This window comes from Pelomonas sp. Root1444 (genome assembly GCF_001426885.1).
GTDB lineage: Bacteria > Pseudomonadota > Gammaproteobacteria > Burkholderiales > Burkholderiaceae_C > Pelomonas.
Window position 1 is genome coordinate 1,053,900 of the sequence record NZ_LMFP01000003.1, and the last position, 17,897, is coordinate 1,071,796.

The window sequence follows — 17,897 nt, forward strand, 5'->3', positions numbered from 1 at the left end:
GACTCACCTCCTATGAGGAAGTGCGCGTATTCCACTACAGGTTGGACCCCCTGGGGAATTCACGGATATGAAATTGTGTGTTGCCGTTGCCTGACCACAACGGCGTCGCGGTTCATCATTTCTTCATGGAAACACTGCTTAACTGAATGCATCCGAACGCAAGCACACCTCTTCGGCGCTCCGTGAGTTTTGGAGACCGCTGCCTCGGCGCCCTCGATTCCGGATTGCGTACCGTCTTTGCTTCGCCCCACGCTGGGCGTCCTTCGCCAGCAACGGGCATGGCACGCCCCGTTTTGAAAGCCGCAGAAGCCGGCGAGGCCGGCGCTCTGATGCGCGTCAACCATGTCGGCGAAATCTGCGCCCAGGCGCTCTACCAATCCCAGGCGTTGTTCAGCCGGACCGATGAACAGCGCTGGCATTTCGAGCAAGCTGCTGAGGAAGAACTGGATCACCTGGCCTGGACGGCAGCCCGAGTGACCGAGCTGGGCACGCACACCAGCCATCTGGTGCCGCTGTGGTGGGCAGGCGCCTTCGCCTGCGGCAGTCTGGCCGGCTTGGCAGGCGACCGCTGGAGCCTGGGCTTCGTCGTCGAAACCGAGCGCCAGGTCGAAGCCCATCTCGCCTCTCACCTGGACCGCCTGCCCGAAACCGACGCGCCGTCGCGCGCCATCGTCGATCAGATGAAACGCGAAGAAGCGGCGCATGCCGATGCGGCACTCGCCGCCGGCGCCCTGCCCCTGCCGGCGCCGATCCGGCGGCTGATGCGCGCGGCCGCCAAGGTCATGACGACCGTGGCCCACCGGGTGTGATCAGACCTCGACGACCTCGAAGGAGGTCGTGATGGCCGAAGTCCTGGCCAGCATGGCAGTGGCCGAGCAGTACTTCTCGTGCGACAACGCGACGGCACGCTCGACGATTTCGGGCTTCAGCGCCTTGCCGCTGACGACGAAATGAAAATGGATGGCCGTGAAGACCTTGGGGTCGCTCGTCGCCCGTTCGGCCTTCAGCGCCACCTTGCAACCGCGCACATCGTGCCGGCCGCGCTTGAGGATCAGCACGACGTCATAGGCCGTGCAGCCTCCGGTGCCCGCCAGCACCGTTTCCATCGGCCGCGGTGCCAGATTGCGACCGCCACCGTCCGGGGCGCCGTCCATCGTCAATACATGACCACTGCCGGTCTCGGCAGCGAAGCTCATGCCACTCGGGCCGTCCGGGCCCAACCAACTGACGGTGCATTCCATGGTCATTAGGGGCAAAGCTCCAATTCGTTCACAGAAAAATATTGCAGCGCAGCATAACTCGGCGCTAAACTGTCAACCAAGCGAAAACGTTTTCGCACCGATTGTCTCCTCCACCGCCTCCATGGTGGATTCAACCCGAGCTTGCAAGAGCTCGGGTTTTTTTTGCCCTCATCACGGGCGCCGCGCCGCAAGACAGGCCTCCCCTATCATGCGGCGCCGCAACAAAATGCCATGGAGACCTGATGAGCGCCCCCTCGCGCCGACGCACCGCTGCCGCCAAGGGGTCGGCCCCCGTGCCTTCCCAGGTGCCCGCCATGCTGCCGCCGGGCGGCAGCTACCTGCAGCGCATCCTGAACGCCCGGGTCTATGAAGTCGCTCGTGAGACCGACCTGAGCGCCGCGACCAAGCTGTCCAAGCGCCTGGGCAACAAGGTCTGGCTCAAGCGCGAGGACGAGCAGGACGTCTTCAGCTTCAAGCTGCGCGGTGCCTACAACAAGATGGCCCACCTGACGCCCGAGCAACGCGCGGCGGGCGTCATCTGCGCCTCGGCGGGCAACCACGCGCAAGGCGTCGCGCTGTCGGCCAAGAAACTGGGCTGCCGCGCCGTCATCGTGATGCCGTTGACGACGCCGCAGGTCAAGGTCGACGCCGTCAAGGCGCTCGGCGGCGAGGCCGTGCTGTTCGGCGAGAGCTTCACGGACGCCTATGGCCATGCGCTGGAGCTCGAGAAGGCCCAGGGGCTGACCTTCGTCCACCCCTTCGACGACCCCGACGTCATCGCCGGCCAGGGCACCATCGCGATGGAGCTGCTGCGCCAGCATCCCGGCCCCATCGACGCCATCTTCGTGGCCATCGGCGGGGGCGGCCTCATCTCCGGCGTGGCGGCCTATGTCAAGGCGTTGCGGCCCGAGATCAAGATCATCGGCGTGCAGACGACGGACTCCGACGCGATGCTGCGCTCGGTCAGGGCCGGCCGCCGCGTTCAGCTGCAGGACGTGGGGCTGTTTGCCGACGGCACGGCCGTCAAGCTGGTCGGCGAAGAGACCTTCCGCATCGCCCGCGAGCTGGTCGACGACTTCATCGTGGTCGACACCGACGCCGTCTGCGCGGCGATCAAGGACGTCTTCGAAGACACCCGCTCCATCCTCGAGCCCTCGGGCGCGATGAGCGTCGCGGCCGTCAAGCAATACGTGGCGGCCACCGGCGCCAAGGGCCAGAGCTTGGTGGCCATCACCTGCGGCGCCAACATGAACTTCGACCGCCTGCGCTTCGTCGCCGAGCGGGCCGAAGTCGGCGAGCACCGCGAGGCGCTGTTCGCCGTCACCATTCCCGAGGCGCGCGGCAGCTTCAAGCGTTTCTGCGAGCTGCTCGGGCCGCGCAGCGTCACCGAGTTCAACTATCGCATCGCCGACGCCGATGTCGCCCACATCTTCGTCGGCATCGCCATCTCCAAGCCCGAAGAGGCCGCCAAACTGGCCCGTACCTTCAGCAAGGCCGGGTTCGAGACGCTGGACCTGACGACCAACGAGATGGCCAAGCAGCATCTCCGCCACATGGTCGGCGGCCGCAGCGAGCTGGCACGCGACGAGCGCCTGTACCGCTTCGTCTTCCCCGAGCGTCCCGGCGCCCTGATGAAGTTCCTGTCCAGCATGCATCCGGACTGGAACATCAGCCTGTTCCACTACCGCAACCAGGGCGCCGACCACGGTCGCATCCTTGTCGGCATCCAGGTGCCACGCGGTGATGCCGCGGCCTTGCGGGAGTTTCTTGCCAGCCTGAATTACCCGTTTGAAGACGAATCGGCGAACCCCGCCTATCGCTTGTTCCTGGCTTGAGTTGAAATCCGGGGGCCTGACAACGCCTGCGCCATGACCGTCGCCCAACAGTCGCTGATTTCCCCCACCGCCAATCCAGAACTGGAACGGGCGCTTCGCGACCGTGTCGACCGACGCTCGGCCATCGCTGGCGGGCTGGGCGAACTGGAGCCGCTGGCCGTCCGCCTGGGCCTCGTGCAGAACAGCCTGACGCCCCGCTTCCGTGACCCCGTGCTCGCGCTGTTCGCGGCCGACCACGGCATCGTCGTCGACGGCGTCGGCGCGCAATGGGGCCGGGCCACCAAGGACCAGGTCCAGATGGCCTTGCACGCGCAGCTGCCGGTGTCCGTCTTTGCGCGGCTGCAGGGCATGCACCTGACGGTCGTCGATTGCGGCGTCGCCGAGAACCTGCCGCCCCATGCGCGGCTGCTTGCCCGCAAGGTCGCACACGGCACGCGCAACGCGCGCACGGCCCAGGCCATGAGCCTGGAACAGGCCCACGCCGGCGTGCGCGTCGGCATGGAGATCGCCGACAACCTGCCCGGCAACGTGCTGGCCTGCGCCAGCATGGGCCAGGGCTCGGCGGAATGCGCAGCCCTCGTGCTGTCGCGCCTGGCCGACCAGCCGGTGCGCGACTTCGTCGTGTCCGGCCCGGCCATGCGCCAGGACGACCTCACCCACCTGCTCGACGTGCTGCACGGCGCTCTGGCCCGGCACCGTGACGCCAAGGAACCGATGGACCTGCTGGCGGCCTTCGGCGGCTACGAGCTGGCCGTCATGGTGGGCGCCATGCTGGTGGCGGCCAGCAAGCGCAGCCTCATCATCGTGGACGGCATCGCCGCTTGCGCCGCGCTCAAGCTCGCGTCGCTGATCTGCGCGCCCGTCACCGACTACGCGGTGTTCTGCCGCAGCCACGTGCACCGCGGCCTGGACGAGGCGCTGACCTTGTTCCATGCCTCGGCGCTGCTGGAGCTGGGCATGGACAGCGCCGACGGCACCGGCGCAGCGCTGGCCTGGCCCATGATCCGCGCGGCGGCCGCGCTGCTGACCGACTTGCACGAGGTCGCGGAAGCCCGCCTCGCCACGCGGCCCGAGCCCGGCGCACAGGTGCCGACCCTCGGCGCCTGAAGATCAGCGCTGCTGCAACATCTGGGGCTGGTTCGGCGCAGACGCAGCCAAGGGCACGCCACCGTACATCGGGGGCCTCATCGTCTGACCCTGCGGGGGTTGAACCGGCGGCTGCATCTGCTCGGCGGCGGCGGGCGGATTGCCGCCAAGCACGACGGGCGACGGCGCGGCCGGCGGCAGCGAGCCGGTCATCGGCGCAGCGGGCGGGCTGATCTCCAGCACCTGCGTGGGTGCCTGCCCGACCAGGCCGAGGCTGGCGCTCCGGGTATCGACGCGCAGCAGGCGCAGCTCGCCATCGACAACCGCACCGACGCGCACCGTGCGCGGCACGCCGTCCACTTCGATCAGCGCCACGCCCTCGCCCGCGTCCGCGGCACGGGCGCTCTTTGGCGCCACGACACCCAGCAGGCGCAGGCGGGTTGACGGCGCGACCTCGGGGGCAGCGACCGGTTCCGGCGGAGCCACACCGAGCAGCCGGCCGAGGTCGACCTGCGTGGCGCGGGCCTCGCCAGCCGGCACCGCCGACGGCGGCATGGCCAGCGGCCGCGCGAACAACTGCAGGCCCCAGTAAGCCACCGAGCCGCCAAGCAGCAGCCACACCGAAAACGCCGTGAATCGAGCAAGCATCAGGCCATTATGATGGCCCGCTCACCCCAGCTTCTGCGCTTCCACGCCTCCGCCATGCGCCGTTCCTTTCTCGCCCGCGGCTTCACGCTGATCGAACTGCTGGTCGTGCTCGTCATCATCGGCGTGCTCGCAGCCCTTGTCGTGCCCAATGTGCTGGACCGCGCCGAGGACGCACGGGTCACCGCCGCGCGCACCGATGTCAACAACCTGATGCAGGCACTGAAGCTCTACAAGCTCGACAACCAGCGCTACCCCAGCGCCGAGCAAGGCTTGAATGCCCTGGTGCAGAAGCCCACGGCCGGCACGCCGCCGCCGAACTGGAAGCCCTATCTGGAAAAGCTGCCCAACGACCCCTGGGGCCACCCCTACCAATTCGCCAACCCCGGCGTGAAGGGCGAGGTCGATGTCTACAGCTTTGGCGCCGACGGCCGCGCCGGCGGCGAGGGCCGTGACGCGGACATCGGCTCCTGGCAGTGAGCGCGGCAGGGCCGGCGGCTTCACCCTCATCGAGCTGCTGGTCGTCGTCGCGCTGATCGCCATCACCAGCGCCACCATCTCCCTGGCGCTGCGCGACCCGGGCGAGCTGCAGTTGCAGCGCGAGGCCCAACGCCTGGCCGCATTGCTCGAGGCGGCGCGCGCCGAAAGCCGTGCCTCGGGGCTGGCCGTGCGCTGGATCCCGCGAGGCAGCAAGGCCGGCGAGGATTTCCAGTTCACCGGGCTGCCGCGCACGCTGCAGCTGCCGTCACGCTGGCTCGGCGATCCGGTGGCCGTGCAGATCGAGAACGCCAGCGTGGCCAACCCCGGCCTCGTGCTCGGGCCCGAGCCGGTCATCCCGGCCCAGCGCCTGCGCCTGCAACTGGGCAGCCAGCAGGTGGTGCTGGCCACCGACGGCCTCGCGGCTTTCGACGTCGTCACGCCGCAATGAGGTCGCGCCAGCACGGCTTCACGCTGATCGAGGTGCTGGTGGCCCTGGTCATCGTCGCCATCGCGCTGGGCGCTGGCATCAAGGCCGCAGGCGCGCTGGCCACCAACGCCGAACGGCTGGCCCTGGTCAGCTCGGGCCAGTGGTGCGCTGAGAACATGCTGACCGAGCTGCGCCTGACGCGGCAATTCCCGGACATCGGCGAAACGCCCTTCGCCTGCGAACAACTCGGCCGCAGCTACGCGGGCAAGCTCAAGGTCAGCCCCACGCCCAATCCGCAGTTCCGGCGCGTCGAGGCCGACATCGCCGACGACCAGGGCCGGCCGGTGCTGACCCTGTCCACCATCATGGGCCGGTGACGATGCGCAGCAGCCGCGGCTTCACCCTCGTCGAAGTGCTGGTCGCCCTCGTCGTCATGGCGACGATGGCCGGCATGGCCTGGCGTGGCATCGACGCACTGATGCGCAGCCGCGAGATCGCGCAGGTGCGGCTGGCGCAGACGGCGCGGCTGCAGACCGTGCTGGCGCAGTGGGAGGTCGACCTGCGCGCCGTACAGAACAGCCACAGCATCGTCGAGCCGGTGTCCTTCGACGGCGGCAACCTGGTACTGACGCGCCAGGCTCCCGCCGGCCTGCAGGTCGTCGTCTGGAGCCTGCGCGAGGGCAGCCTGTGGCGCTGGGAAAGCCCGGCCCTGCGCACCGTGCAGGACCTGGAAGACCAGCGCCAGCGCGGCCTCCAGCAGTTGGCCCAGCGCAATCCGGCGCTGCGCGCCTTCGACGGCGTGGCGGCCTGGCAGTTCCACTGCTTCTGGGGCAACGCCTGGAGCAACTGCCAGTCCACCGGCAACGCATCCAACGCCGGCCCGGTCAACCCCAATGCCGTCTCGCAGCCGCCCTCGGGCCTGCGCATCACCATGCAGTTCGCCGAGGGCAGCGGCATGGTGGGCACGCTGACACGCGAGCTGGAGGTGACCGTGCGATGACCGCCCGCCGTGACCAACAAGGCGCAGCCCTGCTGACCGCGATGATCATCGTCACGCTGATCGCCAGCCTCGCGGCCGGCATGGTCTGGCAGCAGTACCGCGCCGTGCAGACCGAGGCGGCCGACCGCGCCCGTGCGCAAAGCACCTGGATCCTGCAGGGTGCGCTGGACTGGGCGCGGCTCATCCTGCAGGAGGATGCCAAGGGCAACCGCAACAAGCCCGTCGACCACCTCGGCGAGCCGTGGTCCGTGCCGCTGGCCGAGGCGCGGCTGTCGACCTTCCTGGCCGCCGACAACGCCGCCGCGAGCAACGACGAAGGCCCCGAGGCCTTCCTGTCCGGCAGCATCGAGGACGCGCAGAGCCACTACAACCTGCGCGCGCTGCTCGGCGGCGCCCAGGTGCCCGAACAGGAGCAGCGCGTGCTGGAGCGCTTGTGCAACCAGGTCAACGCGCCGCCGGGCACCGCTGCGGTCATCATCAACGGCCTGCGTGCGGCCTTCCCCGCGCCGGCCAGCGGCGCCAGTGCGCCGTCCAGCAGCGCGTCGGACGTCGAGAGCGGCCCACTGCAGCCCGCCGGGCTCGACCAGCTCAGCTGGCTGGGGCTCGATGCGGACACGCTGGCTCGCCTGCAGCCTTATGTCGTGCTGCTGCCCAAACCCACGCCGGTCAACCTGAACACCGCCCCGCGGGAGGTCATCGCGGCGCTGTTCGATGGCGTCACGCTGGCCGACGCCGAGCGCCTGGTGCAAAACCGCAAGGGCCGGCCGCTGCAGAACACGGCGGACGCCGCCGCCTTCCTGCCCGCCACCGTGCAGATCGCCGCCGGCCGCGCCTCGGTGGATTCATCCTTTTTCATCATCACCGGCCGCTTGCGCCTGGACGAACGCCAGCTGGAGCAGCGCTCGCTGATCGAGCGCCAGGGCCTCACGGTGGTCGTGCTGGCGCGCGAGCGCATCAACCAGCTGATCGACCGCTGAAATGACGGCTGCAACAGATCCGCACCGCAAGTCTTTGATTCAAGCCGTCAACGCCTCAGCCCCCTCCTAGAATGCGCCGCGCCTGCCTGCCCCTATGAGTACCCTGCTGCTGTTCCTGCCCCCCCGGACGCGCCTGCGCGCCCTGGGCCGAGCCGCGCCCGCGGCGGCGGACCTGACACGCGCTGGCGCGCCGCGCGAGTACGACTGGGCGCTGACGCCCGACGGCCGCCAGGTCAGCTCGGAAGGCCGCTCGCTCGCCGCCGGCCTGCCGGCCGCGGACAGCGTCATCGCCCTCGTCGCCGAATCGGACATCAGCTGGCGCTGCGTCGACCTGCCCCGCGCTGGCCGGCAGATGCGCGCGGCGCTGGCCGGCAAGCTCGAGGAACTGGTGCTCGACGATCCCGAGCTGCTGCACTTCGCGCTGGAGCCCGACGCGGTCGGGGGCGACACCGCGTGGGTCGCCATCACGTCGCGCGCCTGGCTCGCCGAGCATCTGGCGCACCTTGACGCGGCCCATGTCTTCGTCGACCGCGTCGCGCCGCTGTCGTGGCCGGACGAACTGCCGCGCGGCCATTTCTTCGAAGCGAACGGGCCCGGGGAAGATGGCGTCGCCCTGCGCTGGAGTCACAGCGACGGCGTCGCCACGCTGCCCCTGCAGGGTGGCCTGGCGCGCCAGTTCTTTCCCCCCGGCCTCGTGCACGCGGCGCAGTGGACGGCCACGCCCGGCATTGCCACGACGGCCGAGCGCTGGCTGGGTACGACGGTCAGCGTACAGACGCCGGCCCAGCGCGCACTGGCCGTCATCGACAACGCCTGGAACCTGCGCCAGTTCGACCTCGCGCCGCGCGCCCGCGGTGTGCGCGCCCTGCGGCTCGTCAGCCGCGCGCTGATGCGCAAGCCCTGGCAGCCGGCGCGCTACGGCCTGGCCGCCCTGCTCGTCGTGCAGCTCATCGGCCTGAACCTGTGGGCCTGGCACCAGAACCGCGAGCTGGCCGCGCGCCGCACGGCCATCACGGCCACCTTGACGGGCGCCTTCCCGCAGGTGCGTGCCATCCTGGATGCACCGGTGCAGATGCAAAAGCAGCTCGACCTGCTGCGCGCCAGCGCCGGCAGCGTCGGCGAGCAAGACCTGGAAGCCCTGCTCGGTGCCGCCGCCACCGCCTGGCCGTCGGACCGCCCGCCCGCCGAGGCGCTGGCCTTCGAGCCCGGCCGCCTCACCGTGTCGGCCCAGGGTTGGAGCCAGCCGCAGGTCGACAACTTCCGCACCCAATTGCAGAGCGACGGCTGGCGGCTGGACGCCAGCGAAGGCAAGCTGACCGTCAGCCGCGCCAGCGCCCAAGGAGGCCGCTGATGGTCCGCTTCAACACCTCCACCAGCGGCGACGGCCTGGCCGCCCAGCTGCGCCATGCCCGCGCCCAGGCACTGGGCCAGTGGCAGTCCCTCGGCGAGCGGGAACGCCTGGCCGTCGCCAGCATCGGCGTGCTGCTGGGGCTGACGCTGGCCTGGGCCCTGCTGCTGGGCCCGGCCCTGCGCACGCTGAAGACGGCACCCGCCGAACTCGAGTCCCTGGAGCTGCAACTGCAGCAGATGCAGGCCCAGGCCCAGGAGGCCCGCACGCTGCGGGCCGCGCCGACGGTGCCGCCCGCGCAGGCGCAGGCGGCGCTGAAGGCTTCGGTCGACCATCTCGGCGCAGTCGCCCGCCTGACGCTGACCGGCGACCGTGCCGTCGTCGCACTCAATGGCATCTCGACGCCGGCCCTGCAGGGCTTCCTCGGCGAGGTGCGGTCCGCGGCGCGCGCCCGCCCCATCGAAGCGCAGCTGACCCGTGGCCCCAATGGCTACTCCGGCAGCATCGTCCTCAGCCTGGGAGAGGTCTGATGGCCTGGTTCAAGAAGAAGGCTCCGCCCCCGCTGACGACCGTGCAGGAGTCCGTCTTCGGCGGCGTCCACGGCAGCCGCTCGGTGCGGCACGGGTTGTCGCGGCGCTGGAGCATCGCCGGCGCACTGATCGGCCTCATCGGCGCGTTCATCCTGTTCGCGCCGGCCAGCTGGCTGGCGCGCGCACTGGCCTCGGCGACCAGCGAGCACCTGCTCATCGTCGACACCCGCGGCAGCATCTGGGACGGCTCGGGCATCCTCGTGCTGACCGGGGGCCCGGGCAGCCGCGATGCCGCTGCCCTGCCGGGCCGGCTGCGCTGGCGCATGAGCCTCAAGGGCCTGGGCCTGCAGCTCGCGGCCCGGCAGGACTGCTGCATCAACGGCGACCTGCTGATCGGCATCAAGCCCGGCTTCGGCCAGCTGCAGCTCAGCGTCGACAACCGTGCCGACTGGCTGGCCCGCCTGCCTGCCGGCCTGCTGTCGGGCCTGGGCACACCGTGGAACACGCTCCAGCTCGGCGGCTCCCTGCGCCTGTCGGCGCGTGAGCTGAGGCTGCATTGGGTGCAGGGCCGCTGGCTGCAGTTCGGCGAGCTGCACCTGGACCTGCTCAACCTGTCCTCGCGTGTGTCCACCGTCGCGCCGCTGGGCAGCTACCGCCTCAGCCTGAACGCCGACGCTGCCAACCCTGGCGTCAGCACGCTGCGCCTGTCGACGCTGGAAGGCGCGCTGCAGCTGTCCGGCGTGGGTACGCTCAGCAGCGGCGGCAAGGGCCGCTTCACCGGTGAGGCCGGCGCCGCGCCGGGCCGCGAGGAAGCGCTGAACAACCTGCTGAACATCATCGGACGCCGCCAAGGGGCGCGCTCCGTCTTGACGATCGGATGATCATGAATCTCCAACGCACCGCCACGGCGATCGCCGCGCTGCTGCTCGCCGGCAGCGCGCTCGCGCAGCCCGACAACGCCACCGTGCAACGCGCCCGACCGAACGCCGCCAAGGGCCCGGCCGTGCGGGCCAGCTCACCGGTCACGCTGAACTTCGTCAACGCCGACATCGAGGCCGTCACACGCGCCATCGGCGTCATGCTGAACCGCCAGATCATCATCGACCCGCGCGTCAAGGGCACGATCACGGTCTACAGCGAACAACCGGTTTCGGTGGCCGAGGCCTACCGCAACTACCTGGCCGCGCTGCGCGGCCTGGGCTTCACCGTCGTGGAGACCGCCGGCTTCCTGAAGGTGCTGCCCGAACCCGACGCCAAGCTGCAGGCCGGCTCGGTGGCCGTCGAGACCAGCAATGCGCGCGGCGACCAGATCCTGACCCAGATCTTCCGCATCCAGCACGAGAACGCGAACAACCTCGTCGCCGTGCTGCGCCCGCTGATTAGCCCCAACAACACCATCAACGCCAACCCGGGTAATAACAGCCTGGTCATCACCGACTACGCCGACAACCTGCAGCGCATCGGCAAGATCATCGCGGCGATGGACACGCCGGGCACCAGCGACATCGAGATCGTGCCGCTGAAGCACGCCGTCGCGGCCGACCTCGCACCGCTGGTGCAGCGCCTGGCCGACGGCGGCCAAGCCACCGGCGGCGCCCCCGTGCCGGGCCAGAGCAGCAGCGCCGTCAACGTGCTGGTGGACCCGCGCTCCAACGGCCTCATCCTGCGTGCCAGCAACCCGGCGCGCCTGGCCGCCGTGCGTTCCATGGTCGACAAGCTCGACCAGCCCGGCACCGACGGCGGCAACAACATCCGCGTCGTCTACCTGAAGAACGCCGATGCCACCAAGCTGGCGGCCGTGCTGCGCGCCGCCTTCGGCGCCGGCTCGTCGTCCAGCGCGGGCGGCGGCAGCTCTTCGTCATCGTCCAGCAGCGGCGGCTTCAGCGGCACCGGCAGCACCTTCGGCGCCTCCGGCACGACGCTGGGCAGCAACAGCACGGCCGGCGGCACGGGCAGCACGGCGGGCGGCATCTCCACCGCCGCGACGTCGCCGCTGGCGGCCTCGGCCGGCCCGTCCACCGGCGGTTTCGTGCAGGCCGACCCGACGACCAACTCGCTGATCATCACCGCCGCCGAGCCGCTGTACCGTCAGGTGCGCGCGGTCATCGAGCAGCTGGATGGCCGCCGCGCACAGGTCTACGTCGAGTCGCTGATCGTCAAGATCGACAACAGCAAGTCCGCCCAGTTCGGCATCCAGTGGCAGAACTTGTTCGGCAACAGCGGCGACAGCTCGATCACCGGCGCCGGCACCAATTTCGGTTCCGGCCTGGCCAACATCATCAATGCCACCGGCGCGGTGGCCGGCGGTCGCAGCGGTGTGACATCCGCGCTGAGCAACGGCTCGGCGCCGCAGGGCCTGAACATCGGCGTGCTGAAGAAGTTCGGCAGTTTCTACACACTGGGCGCCGTGGCCAACTTCTTCGAGAGCCAGAGCGGCGCCAACGTGCTGTCCACGCCCAACATCGTGTCGCTGGACAACGAGGAAGCGCGCATCGTCATCGGCCAGAACGTGCCCTTCGTGACCGGCTCCTACGCCGCCACGTCGGCGGCCGGCGGCACCGTCAATCCCTTCCAGACCGTGGACCGCAAGGACGTCGGCCTGACGCTGAAGATCAAGAGCCAGATCGGTGAAGGCGGCACCGTGCGCATGGTGGTCTACCAGGAGAACTCCTCGGTCGTGCCGGGCAGCACCGGCACCAACGGCCCGACGCTGGACAAGAGCGCCATCGAGACCAACGTCGTCGTCGAGGACGGCGACCTGATCGTGCTGGGCGGCCTGCTGAAGGACGAGTACACCGACGGCGGCGACGGCGTGCCGGGCCTGTCCAAGATCCCGCTGCTGGGCAACCTCTTCAAGAGCGAGAACCGCCGCCGCGTGAAGACCAACCTGATGGTCTTCCTCCGTCCGGTCGTCATGCGCAATGCGCAAAGCGGCAATGAACTGACGCTGGACCGCTACCGCAGCATCCGCGCCGTGCAGGAGGCCAGCCAGCCGGAGCAGCGCCTGCTGCTGCCCGACACCGGCGCGCCGGTGCTGCCGGAGCCCACGATCTCGCCGCCCACCAAGGCCTTGCCGCAGCCGTCCCTGCAGCCACCGCCTTCTCCTGCTTCCGCTCCGCAACAACCGCCGCAGTGACGGACCCATGGCCGCCAACCGCCACCCCCTGCCCTATGCCTTTGCCCGGGCGAACCGCGTGCTGCTCGAGGACGACGGCAGTGCGCTGACGCTGTGGGCCTCGCCCGAAGTGGGCTGGGCCACGCTGTCGGAAGTGCAGCGCCTGTACACCGTGGACCGCCTCGAGTCCGAGGCCGCCGACTCGCTGACCGAGCGCATCAACGCCGCCTACGCCGGCAGCGAATCGAGCGCGGCCACGGTCGTCGGCGAGGTCGAGAGCGCCGTGGACCTGTCGCGCATGATGCAGGACCTGCCGGCCGTGGAGGACCTGCTGGAGGCTGCCAACGACGCGCCCATCATCCGCATGCTCAATGCGCTGCTGACGCAGGCGGCCAAGGACGGCGCGAGCGACATCCACATCGAGCCCTACGAGCGGTCGTCGTCGGTGCGCTTCCGCGTCGACGGCACGCTGCGCGAGGTCGTGCAGCCCAACCGCGCATTGCACGCGGCGCTGATCTCACGGCTGAAGATCATGGCCGAGCTCGACATCGCCGAGAAGCGCCTGCCGCAGGACGGTCGCATTTCGCTGCGCATCGGTGGCCGCGCCATCGACGTGCGCGTGTCCACGCTGCCATCGGCCCATGGCGAGCGCGCCGTGCTGCGCCTGCTGGACAAGAGCGAATCGAAGTTCACGCTCGAAGGCCTGGGCATGGACGGCGACGTGCTGGCCGCGTTCAAGAAGCTCGTGCAGCAGCCGCACGGCATCGTGCTGGTCACCGGCCCGACCGGCTCGGGCAAGACGACCTCGCTGTACGCCTCGCTGCAGACCGTCGACACCGCCACGACCAACGTGCTGACCGTTGAGGACCCGATCGAGTACGAGCTGCCCGGCATCGGCCAGACCCAGGTCAACAGCAAGATCGACCTGACCTTCGCCAAGGCGCTGCGCGCCATCCTGCGCCAGGACCCGGACGTCATCATGATCGGCGAGATCCGCGACTACGAGACCGCGCAGATTGCCATCCAGGCGTCGCTGACGGGCCACCTGGTGCTGGCCACGCTGCACACCAACGACGCGCCCAGCGCCGTCACGCGGCTGACCGACATGGGTGTGGAGCCCTTCCTGCTGTCGTCCTCGCTGCTCGGCGTGCTGGCCCAGCGGCTGGTGCGACGCCTGTGCCCCGTCTGCAAGACCCAGGACGACCATGGCCGCTGGCATCCGGTCGGCTGCGACGCCTGCGGCCACACGGGCTACAAGGGTCGCACCGGCGTCTACGAGCTGATGGTGGCCGACGACACGGTGCGCAGCCTCATCCACAACCGTGCGGCCGAAAGCCAGCTGCAGGCTGCGGCCGAGGCCAACGGCCTGCGCTCCATGCGCGAGGATGGCGACCGGCTGATCCAGTCCGGCGTCACATCGCTCGAAGAAGTGCTGCGCGTGACCCGTGAATAGGCGCTGACCCGACGTGCCCGCCTACAAATACGAAGCCCTGTCCGAATCCGGCCGCCAGAGCAGCGGCCTGATCGAAGCCGACAACCCGCGTGCGGCGCGCGCCGCGGTGCGCACGCTGGGCCTGACGCCGCTGTCCATCGAGACGGTGCAGCAGCATGGCGCGCAGGAGGGCAGCCGCTTCACGCGCCGGGTCTTCAACGCCACGGCGCTGGCGGTCTGGACACGCCAGCTCGCCGGCCTGGTGGGCTCGGGCCTGCCCATCGAGCGCGCGCTGACCGCGCTGGCCGACGAGAGCGAGGACACCAAGCAGCGCGAGCTCATCAGCCAGCTCAAGGCGGAGGTCAACGCCGGCTCGGCCTTCGCCCGCGCGCTGGCCACGGCGCCACGCGAGTTCGACGACGTCTACCGCGGCGTGGTCGCTGCCGGTGAGCAAAGCGGCGCGCTGGGCCAGGTGCTGGAGAAGCTGGCCGACGACCTGGAAGAGCGCCAGGACCTCAAGGCCAAGCTCGTCGGCGCCATGGCGTACCCGGCGATCGTGTCTCTCATCTCGGTGTTCATCGTCATCTTCCTCGTCACCTACGTGGTGCCGCAGATCGCGACGGTGTTCACCAGCTCCAAGCGCGCGCTGCCGATGCTGACGGTGGCGATGCTGGCCATCAGCGACTTCGTGCGCACCTGGGGCTGGGCGATGCTCGGCGCGTTGGTGGCCGGCGGGCTGGTGCTGCGCCAGGCACTGAAGGCGCGTGCCTTCCGGCTGCGCTTCGACGCCGCCGTCCTCGGCCTGCCGTTGATCGGGCGCCTCGCCCGCGGCTACAACGCGGCACGCTTCGCCGGCACGCTGGCCATGCTGGCCGGTGCCGGCGTGCCCATCCTGAAGGCGCTGCAGGCAGCGGCCGAGACGCTGTCCAACCGCGCGATGCAGGCCGATGCGCTGGACGCGCTCACGCAGGTGCGCGAAGGGGCGCCGCTGGGCTCGGCGCTGGCCGGCAAGAAGCGCTTCCCGGGCATCCTGGCGATGTTCGCCCGGCTGGGCGAACAGACCGGCCAGCTGCCCGAGATGCTGGGCCGCGCCGCGCGCCAGCTGGCGGTCGAGGTGCAGCGCCGCTCCATGGCGGCGGCCACGCTGCTGGAACCGCTGCTCATCGTCGCGATGGGCGCCGTCGTGCTGCTGATCGTGCTCGCGGTGCTGCTGCCGATCATCCAGTTGAACACCTGGGTGAAATAGACCACCCCCTACCGCAGCACAGCTGCGGCCCCCTCAAGGGGGCACCGCTGGTGGACCGGCAAAGCCGGATCCACGGCGGTCGCTGGGTGTAAGGCACTACGTCGCGGCGATACATCGTTCCAGCAGCTTGGCGATGCGCGTCAGGCCAAAACACATGACGAAGTAGCAGCCGGCCAGCGTCAGGTAGATCTCGACCGGCTTGACCAGCACCTGGGCGTTGATCTGGTTGGCGATGAAGCTCAGTTCCGACAGACCGATGATGGTGCCCAGCGACGTCTCCTTGATGGTCGCCACGAACTGGTTGATCAGCGACGGCAGCATGTGGCGCAGCGCCTGGGGCAGCAGGATGGAACGCAGCGCCTGGCCCCGCGTCAGGCCCAGCGACATCGCCGCCTGCAGTTGCCCGCGCGGCAGCGCCTGCAGGCCGGCGTGCACGATCTCGGCGAGATACGCCGAATCGAAGAGGATGAGCGCGACCAGCATGGTGCTGAACTGGTCGGTCTTGTGGCCGGTCACCGTGGGCAGGAAGAAGTAGGCCCAGAACACCACCATCAGCAGCGGCGTGCCGCGCACCCCCCACACCCAGCCGGTCACCGGCAGGCGCAGCCAGCGGTCGGGGCTGAAGCGGGCGATGCCCAGCAGGATGCCCAGAGGCAGCGCCAGCACCAGGCCCAGCGTGGCCAGCAGCACGGTCAGCGCCAGGCCGCCCAGCGGCCCATGCGGGTACTGGCCGACCAGGACGTAGAGCCAGTAGGTCTCGATCAGCTCCTTCATCGCCGCGCGCCCTGCGGCGAGGCGACGCGCTGGGCCCAGTGCGCCAGCACCGTCAGCACCAGTGACACCGACAGATAAGCCACGGTCACCAGCGCAAACGTCTCGAAGCCACGAAAGCTTGCCGACTCCACACGCTGCGCCTGCGTCATCAGCTCGGCCGCGCCGATGACGGTGGCGATGCTGGTGTTCTTCCACAGGTTCAGCGTCTGCGACAGCAGCGGCGGCAGCGTGATGCGCAGCGCCTGCGGCAGCACGATGAGGCGCAGGGCGGCGAGATGGCTGAAGCCCAGGGCGCGGGCGGCGTCCAGCTGCGCGCCCGGCACCGCGCGCACGCCGGAGCGGATGTCCTCGGACATGTAGGCCGCCGTGTACAGCGTCAGCGCGGCCCAGGCGCTGAAGATCTCGATGTCGCCGGCATAGACGGCCGCCTTGATGCCCGCCGGCAGCAGCTCCGGCACGCCGAAGTACCAGAACAGCATGTGCACCAGCAGCGGCACGCAGCGCACCGCCTCGACATAGCCTTCGCCGGCGGCACGCAGCGGCGCCCAGGGCGACAGGCGCAGCAGCGCCACGGCGATGGCCAGCGGCAGGGCGGTCAGCAGCGTCAGGCCGGTCAGCAGCAGCGACAGCCGCAGGCCGGCGAGCAGCCAGGCGAGGTAATCCCCGTGCAACAACGGGGCAAAGGACAGGACGGGCATGGAGAGTCCGGCAAAAAAGCAGCCGCCGCCCTCGTGAGGCAGCGGCCGCGGTCAGCGCAAACAGCTGTTTAGCTCTCAACCCTGTCGCTGTCGATCTTGAAGGTGCGCTTGGGGAACTTCAGCCGCGTGTCCGGCCCGTACCACTTGACGAACAGCCTGTCGGCCTCGCCCGCCTTCTCCAGGCTGCTGAGCACGCCGTCCACTTCCGCCTTCAGGCGCTTCTCGCCCTTGCGGATGCCGATGGCCAGCGGCTCGACGCTGATGTTCTGCGCCAGGATGCGGTACTGGCTTGCCGCCGCACCGAGCTTGGCGTGCTGGTCCAGCAGCGAGACCTCGTCGTTGACGAACGCGACCCCCTTGCCCTGTTGCAGCGCCTGGAAGGCCTGCGGGCCGGTGTCGAAGGTGACCACGTCGACGCCGGGCACGGCCTTGCGGATGTTGGGCTCCTGGGTACCGCCCTTGATGGTGACGACCTTCTTGCCGGAGAGCGCAGCCAGGTCCTGGATGCCGCTGTCGGCCTTGACCAGCACCTTCTGGCCGGTGACGAAGGTGGTCAGCGAGAAGTCGATGACGGCCTCGCGCTCCTTGTTGTGCGTGAGGGACGCCGCCAGCAGGTCGACATGCCCTTGCTGCAGCTCCGGGATGCGCGCGGCGACGGCGAGCTGCTTGACCTGGAGCTTCACGCCCAGCCGGGTGGCGATGGCGCGGGCCAGGTCGACCTCGTAGCCGATGATTTCGCGCGTCTTAGGGTCGATGAAGCTGTTGGGCTCGTCGGTGCCGAGCACGCCGACGACGAGCTCGCCCTTCTTCTTGATGTCGTCGAGCTGGTCGGCCCGCGCGGCCTGGGTGGCGAAGAGGCTGGAGGCGAGGAGCGCCTGGACGAAGAGGAGGCGGGAAAAGCGCATCGGGGTTCCTGTTGAAACAACGTGGCCGAATGCTAGGAACCGCATAAGGCCGTGGGAACGACGCTTTCCGCATTTGCTTGTGCAGCAACCAATCGCCTGCCCCTACGCCTCACCGGCCAGCGATGGAAGCAGTAGCTCGCCGTGCAAGCCTCGGCGGG

General features: G+C 69.6%; 19 protein-coding genes. 14 read left to right on the forward strand and 5 right to left on the reverse strand.

Annotated elements, in window-relative coordinates; all coding sequences use genetic code 11:
* Positions 1-146: 146 nt before the first annotated feature.
* A complete protein-coding gene (gene coq7 / locus ASD35_RS07620) occupies positions 147-809 on the forward strand; it encodes a 2-polyprenyl-3-methyl-6-methoxy-1,4-benzoquinone monooxygenase (RefSeq protein WP_056874260.1) in 663 nt (220 codons plus the stop codon).
* Here the strand turns inward: coq7 and ASD35_RS07625 are convergent, their stop codons facing one another.
* A complete protein-coding gene (locus tag ASD35_RS07625) occupies positions 810-1,241 on the reverse strand; it encodes an OsmC family protein (RefSeq protein ID WP_056874635.1) in 432 nt (143 codons plus the stop codon).
* Between the two features lie 314 nt (positions 1,242-1,555).
* On the opposite strand from ASD35_RS07625, the gene ilvA reads away from it, so the two are divergent.
* Positions 1,556-3,076, forward strand: coding sequence for a threonine ammonia-lyase, biosynthetic (gene ilvA, locus ASD35_RS07630; RefSeq protein WP_157275458.1), 1,521 nt, complete (start codon positions 1,556-1,558; stop codon positions 3,074-3,076).
* Between the two features lie 33 nt (positions 3,077-3,109).
* Entirely contained in the window at positions 3,110-4,183 is a 1,074-nt protein-coding gene (locus tag ASD35_RS07635) for a nicotinate-nucleotide--dimethylbenzimidazole phosphoribosyltransferase (RefSeq protein WP_056874262.1), read from the forward strand.
* A 3-nt stretch (positions 4,184-4,186) separates the two neighbouring features.
* Here ASD35_RS07635 and ASD35_RS07640 read toward each other — a convergent pair whose 3' ends face one another.
* Positions 4,187-4,810: a hypothetical protein gene (locus ASD35_RS07640; RefSeq protein WP_157275423.1), complete on the reverse strand. Its 624-nt coding sequence runs from the start codon at positions 4,808-4,810 to the stop codon at positions 4,187-4,189.
* A 54-nt stretch (positions 4,811-4,864) separates the two neighbouring features.
* Here ASD35_RS07640 and gspG point away from each other — a divergent pair, with 54 nt between their 5' ends.
* The 11 genes from gspG to gspF all read left to right on the forward strand — a co-directional run bounded on the left by gspG (position 4,865) and on the right by gspF (position 15,362).
* Positions 4,865-5,287: a type II secretion system major pseudopilin GspG gene (gspG, locus tag ASD35_RS07645; protein WP_056874636.1), complete on the forward strand. Its 423-nt coding sequence runs from the start codon at positions 4,865-4,867 to the stop codon at positions 5,285-5,287.
* Positions 5,259-5,735, forward strand: a complete 477-nt coding sequence (locus tag ASD35_RS07650) for a type II secretion system protein (protein WP_235538266.1) — start codon at positions 5,259-5,261, stop codon at positions 5,733-5,735. Before gspG ends, ASD35_RS07650 begins: the two co-directional genes overlap by 29 nt.
* Positions 5,732-6,091 (forward strand): type II secretion system minor pseudopilin GspI, encoded by a 360-nt coding sequence (gene gspI, locus ASD35_RS07655; RefSeq protein WP_056874265.1) that lies wholly within the window; start codon positions 5,732-5,734, stop codon positions 6,089-6,091. The genes ASD35_RS07650 and gspI overlap by 4 nt, the downstream gene beginning before the upstream one ends.
* A gap of 2 nt (positions 6,092-6,093) precedes the next feature.
* Positions 6,094-6,714, forward strand: coding sequence for a prepilin-type N-terminal cleavage/methylation domain-containing protein (locus tag ASD35_RS07660; RefSeq protein WP_056874266.1), 621 nt, complete (start codon positions 6,094-6,096; stop codon positions 6,712-6,714).
* Positions 6,711-7,691 (forward strand): type II secretion system minor pseudopilin GspK, encoded by a 981-nt coding sequence (gene gspK / locus ASD35_RS07665; protein WP_056874267.1) that lies wholly within the window; start codon positions 6,711-6,713, stop codon positions 7,689-7,691. The genes ASD35_RS07660 and gspK overlap by 4 nt, the downstream gene beginning before the upstream one ends.
* Positions 7,692-7,785: 94 nt before the next feature.
* Entirely contained in the window at positions 7,786-9,042 is a 1,257-nt protein-coding gene (gspL, locus tag ASD35_RS07670; RefSeq protein WP_056874268.1) for a type II secretion system protein GspL, read from the forward strand.
* A complete protein-coding gene (gene gspM, locus ASD35_RS07675) occupies positions 9,042-9,569 on the forward strand; it encodes a type II secretion system protein GspM (RefSeq protein WP_082579980.1) in 528 nt (175 codons plus the stop codon). The genes gspL and gspM overlap by 1 nt, the downstream gene beginning before the upstream one ends.
* Complete coding sequence (gene gspN / locus ASD35_RS07680; RefSeq protein WP_082579981.1) at positions 9,569-10,450, forward strand: type II secretion system protein N; 882 nt, start codon at positions 9,569-9,571, stop codon at positions 10,448-10,450. The genes gspM and gspN overlap by 1 nt, the downstream gene beginning before the upstream one ends.
* A 2-nt stretch (positions 10,451-10,452) precedes the next feature.
* Positions 10,453-12,705 (forward strand): type II secretion system secretin GspD, encoded by a 2,253-nt coding sequence (gene gspD / locus ASD35_RS07685; protein ID WP_157275425.1) that lies wholly within the window; start codon positions 10,453-10,455, stop codon positions 12,703-12,705.
* A gap of 7 nt (positions 12,706-12,712) precedes the next feature.
* Positions 12,713-14,137 carry a type II secretion system ATPase GspE gene (gene gspE / locus ASD35_RS07690; protein WP_056874270.1) on the forward strand — a complete coding sequence of 475 codons (1,425 nt, stop codon included), beginning with the start codon at positions 12,713-12,715 and terminating at the stop codon, positions 14,135-14,137.
* A 13-nt stretch (positions 14,138-14,150) separates the two neighbouring features.
* Entirely contained in the window at positions 14,151-15,362 is a 1,212-nt protein-coding gene (gene gspF / locus ASD35_RS07695) for a type II secretion system inner membrane protein GspF (RefSeq protein ID WP_056874271.1), read from the forward strand.
* A gap of 96 nt (positions 15,363-15,458) precedes the next feature.
* On the opposite strand, the gene ASD35_RS07700 is transcribed toward gspF, so the two are convergent.
* The 3 genes from ASD35_RS07700 to ASD35_RS07710 form a co-directional block, all read right to left on the reverse strand.
* Positions 15,459-16,136 carry an amino acid ABC transporter permease gene (locus ASD35_RS07700; protein WP_056874272.1) on the reverse strand — a complete coding sequence of 226 codons (678 nt, stop codon included), beginning with the start codon at positions 16,134-16,136 and terminating at the stop codon, positions 15,459-15,461.
* Positions 16,133-16,834, reverse strand: coding sequence for an amino acid ABC transporter permease (locus ASD35_RS07705; protein ID WP_056874273.1), 702 nt, complete (start codon positions 16,832-16,834; stop codon positions 16,133-16,135). The genes ASD35_RS07700 and ASD35_RS07705 overlap by 4 nt, the downstream gene beginning before the upstream one ends.
* Positions 16,835-16,902: 68 nt before the next feature.
* A complete protein-coding gene (locus ASD35_RS07710; protein ID WP_056874274.1) occupies positions 16,903-17,739 on the reverse strand; it encodes an ABC transporter substrate-binding protein in 837 nt (278 codons plus the stop codon).
* Positions 17,740-17,897: the final 158 nt, after the last annotated feature.